Source organism: Aquiflexum sp., from assembly GCF_977115555.1.
Genome location: NZ_CDSBKL010000349.1, coordinates 1 through 4,337 on the forward strand (window position 1 = coordinate 1; position 4,337 = coordinate 4,337).

At 42.0% G+C, this 4,337-nt stretch carries 4 protein-coding genes; all 4 read left to right on the top strand.

Features of this window, described 5'->3' with window-relative positions:
- Positions 1 to 666 (top strand): ATP-binding cassette domain-containing protein (locus tag ACZFYI_RS16390; protein WP_462525207.1); only part of this gene is annotated, 666 nt, incomplete at its 5' end.
- 4 nt (positions 667 to 670) lie between these two features.
- Positions 671 to 1,393, top strand: a complete 723-nt coding sequence (gldF, locus tag ACZFYI_RS16395) for a gliding motility-associated ABC transporter permease subunit GldF (RefSeq protein WP_462525208.1) — start codon at positions 671 to 673, stop codon at positions 1,391 to 1,393.
- Entirely contained in the window at positions 1,390 to 3,081 is a 1,692-nt protein-coding gene (gene gldG / locus ACZFYI_RS16400) for a gliding motility-associated ABC transporter substrate-binding protein GldG (RefSeq protein ID WP_462525209.1), read from the top strand. The genes gldF and gldG overlap by 4 nt, the downstream gene beginning before the upstream one ends.
- A gap of 135 nt (positions 3,082 to 3,216) precedes the next feature.
- Positions 3,217 to 4,337, top strand: a 1,121-nt coding sequence (dnaN, locus tag ACZFYI_RS16405) for a DNA polymerase III subunit beta (RefSeq protein ID WP_462525210.1), incomplete at its 3' end; no start/stop codon positions are given.

Here is a 4,337-nt window from a genome sequence, read left to right on the forward strand (position 1 = left end):
CCCGAGCACAATCCTCTTTACCATGACATGTACATCAAGGAGTTTTTGGATTTTATCGGGGGACTATACGGATTGAAAGGAAAAGCACTCAAAAACAGGATAGAGGAATTGATTCCTTTATGCGGCTTGGAAGTCGAATCACACAAGAAAATCTCCCAACTTTCCAAAGGATACAGACAGCGGGTCGGCTTGGCAAAAGCTTTGATCCATGATCCGGAAGTGATTATCCTCGATGAGCCCACCACAGGACTAGACCCCAACCAACTGGTAGAAATCAGAAAACTGATCAAAAATATCAGCGCAAACAAAACGTTGATTCTCAGCACCCACATCATGCAAGAAGTGGAAGCCATTTGCGACAAAGTGGTCATTATATCCAAAGGAAAAATTGTCGCTTCTGACTTATTGAAAAACCTGAAATCCGAAGCAGGCAAATCAGTTTTGGTATTGGAGACAGAAGAAAAACTTGAGTTGGAATGGTTTTCAAGACTAGGTGAAATATCATTTTCAATTTCTGAAAAGTCCATCCAACTGAAAGTGGAGGATGCTGCTCATGCAAGGAAAGAATTGCTCCAAATCCTTCAGGAAAAGAACCTGACCTTGGTCAGTATCCAACAAAAAGAAAAAAACCTGGAATCTATTTTTCACCAAATCACCCAAAGCTAAGCCGATGCGCGCATTGTATTGGAAGGAGATAAACGGATTTTTCAGCAACCTGAGCGGTTACCTGATTCTTGGCGTCTTTCTGATTTCTTTGGGTTTGATCGTTTGGGTATTTCCAGATACTTCGGTGTTGGAATATGGCTTTGCAGACCTTGAGCCTCTTTTTGTCTACACGCCTTATGTATTTACTTTTCTGATACCTGCCATCACGATGAAGATGATCGCCGAGGAAAAGAAATCCGGTACTTGGGAGATATTGATGACTTCCCCGCTTTCGATCCCAAAAATCATCCTTGCCAAATACGCTGCAGCCTTGACATTGATTATCGTGGCTTTGCTACCTACTTTGGTTTATTATTATAGTATAGTCCATTTGGGTGATCCGGTAGGAAATATTGACCATGCGGGATTTTTTGGTTCTTGGATAGGGTTGGTGTTTATTGGGGCTGTTTTTGCGTCAATCGGGATATTGGGTTCTGCCCTTACCTCGCATCAGATCGTGGCATTTATCTTGGGTGTTTTTATTTCATTCCTGTTGTATTTTGGATTGACGGCCTTGGTGCAGCTTCAGGTGATGAGTTCCTTTGCTTTGTTTTTGGAAGAAATGAGCTTGAGCTACCACTACCAAAGCATGAGCAGGGGAGTGATTGACGCACAGAATATCGCTTATTTCCTTTCAGTGATTGTGTTGATGTTGGGTTTGACCGGAATATTAATCCGAAGAAAATGAATAAATCGACCAACATATCACTTTTCAAAAACCTAGGAATCTTAGCTGGGATTTTGGTTTTGGTCTGGCTGATCGCCACTCTTGTCCCTTTCCGGATTGACTTGACTGCTGACAAAAGGTATTCCCTGCATCCTGCGACCATTGAAGTTTTGGAATCCTTGGAAGAACCTTTGGAAGTGGAGATTTTGCTCACAGGAAACCTTCCCGGTGGGATGCGGAGATTGCAGCGCTCGATAGAGGAGACCATCAGAACATTCAATGCCTACAGCAGTGAAAAAATCACTTTTTATTATCAGGATCCTTTGGCTTTGCCAAAAGATGAACAGGAGGAGTATATCGTTGGACTTTCTGAATACGGCATCAATCCCACCAACCTGTATGTCAATGAAGATGGGGGCCAAAAATCCAAACTCATCTTTCCCGGTGTAATTATCCGCAATGCTGAATTTGAAACCGGAACGCTGCTTCTCCGCGGAGAAATGGGTATGGGACCTGATCAGATTCTCAATCAATCAGTGGAGAACCTGGAGTTTGAACTGATCAACGGAATCCGAAAATTGGTCAGCAAACAGACAGTGGAAATAGGACTTGCTATGGGGCAGGGGGAGTTGGCGGCTGATGAAGGTTTTGGGATTGTTGAAGCCTTGGCAGATGATTACGAAGTGTACAAAGTTCCCTTGGAGCAGGCAAATAAACCTTCAGATCTTGATCCATTCAAGATTATGGTTGTTTCCGGACCGAAGGAATCATATACCGAAAAGGAAATCTATCTTCTGGATCAATTCCTGATGAATGGAGGAAATCTGATTTTCCTCATTGATGCTTTGGCCTATGACATGACCAAAGCAGGAGGAGAAGGCACAGTGGCCATGCCTTTTGAAAATGGCCTGGATCAACTGCTTTTCAGGTATGGAATCAGGGTCAACAAAGACTTGATACAAGACATGAACTTTGGCCGCTATCCCGTGATGGCAGGAAATTTTGGCGATCAACAGCAGTTGGTACCATTGCCTTGGCCGTTTTTTGTCTTAGCCGGAAAAATGGCTTCACACCCCATCACCAAAGGATTGGATCAGGTGATGGTCAAATTTGCAAGTTCTTTGGATACTGTAAAGGCAGACGGCGTCAGAAAAACGCCATTGATTTTCAGCTCTGATTTTACCAAAAAGTCCCCTGCACCGGTCAGGTTGGCTTTTGTAGACATGGAGAATGAGCCGGATCTGAATGAATTTGGGCTGAAAAACCTCCCATTGCTATACCTAATGGAAGGCGATTTTACTTCATTTTTCAAAAACAGGTTTCTGCCTGAGAGTGCTGAAAAAACCAGTTTTAAGGAATCCGGATCTTTGGGGAAAGTAGTTGTAGCAGGTACAGGAAGTCTTTTCCAAAGTGATATCAACCCTGCAGATGGCAATCCTTTGGTTTTGGGACAAGATGCATTCAGCAATGTCAAGTATGCCAACAGACAGCTTCTGTTGAATCTGATCAGTTACCTTGTAGAACCTGAGGGAATAATCTCAACCCGAACCAAACAGTTTCAGATCCGCCCCCTTAACAAAATCAAAGTCCAAAACGAGAAAACAAGATGGCAACTCATCAATATTCTTGTTCCGGTGTTTTTGTTTTCAATTCTTGGAATACTTTGGATTGGAATCAAAAAACAGAGATTTTCAAAAAAGTACCGGTAATGTGATCCACAATTATCAGAAAGTCCACACTGAGCTTGATTTTTTTACAGGAAAGTGTAAGTCAAGGGCAGCTTTTATAATTTTATTTATAAATTTACCCTGTTCAAAAAATAACGAAAATAAAGCCCTTCCCATATGAAATTTATTGTTTCTTCTAATGCACTGTTAAAGCAGCTTTCTGCAATCAATGGAGTGGTAACGACCAATCCGGTGGTTCCAATTTTGGAAAATTTCCTTTTTGAAATCAAAGGAGGAAAATTGACCATTACTGCCTCCGATTTGCAGACTTCCATGATTACAGAGATAGATGTCGAAGCAAGAGAAGATGGAAATATTGCAGTTCCCGCAAAGATTTTGATCGAAACACTCAAAAATCTTCCCGAGCAACCGGTAACTTTCAGCATTGACCAAGATACATACAGCGTCGAAATCAGTTCTGATAATGGCCGATACAAGTTGGCAGGAGAAAACGCTACAGATTTCCCGAAAATTCCAACGGTAACAAATCCTACCACAGTGGATATGTCCACGGAGATTTTGAGCAGCGCGATTTCCAATACGATTTTTGCTACAAGTAATGACGAATTAAGACCTGCAATGACAGGGGTTTACATCAACCTGAGCAGTACCAATACCACTTTTGTTGCGACTGATGGACACCGTTTGGTAAGATACAGAAGAGTAGATGTGGCAGCAGCTGACGGGGCAAGCATCATCATTCCTAGAAAGGCCCTCAATCTTTTAAAATCTACTTTGCCTTCCGAAAATGTACCTGTTGCTGTTGAATTCAACAGTTCCAATGCATATTTCAAGTTCAACAGCATCAAAATGATCTGTAGACTGATAGATGAAAGATTTCCGGATTATGAAAATGTGATTCCTGTGGACAATCCAAACCACATGACCATAGACAGGTTGGAGTTTTTGGGTTCATTGAGAAGGATTGCTATTTATGCCAATAAGACTACCCATCAGGTAAGGTTGAAATTGACCGGAAGCGAATTGCAGATCTCAGCAGAAGACCTTGATTTTTCCAATGAAGCAAACGAAAGATTGTCTTGCGACCATGACGGCGAAGATATCGAGATCGGATTCAATGCAAAATTCTTGGTGGAAATGTTGAATAACCTTTCTTCCAAAGAAGTGACCTTGAAGTTTTCTGCACCAAACAGGGCCGGCTTGATCGTTCCTTCAGACAAATCAGACAATGAAGATATCCTGATGCTTGTTATGCCGGTGATGTTGAATAATTACGT

Bases quoted from the DNA above. Each gene is read 5' to 3' on its own strand.
- gldF (WP_462525208.1), top strand. From the start codon at position 671: ATGCGCGCATTGTATTGGAAGGAGATAAACGGATTTTTCAGCAACCTG.
- gldG (WP_462525209.1), top strand. From the start codon at position 1,390: ATGAATAAATCGACCAACATATCACTTTTCAAAAACCTAGGAATCTTA.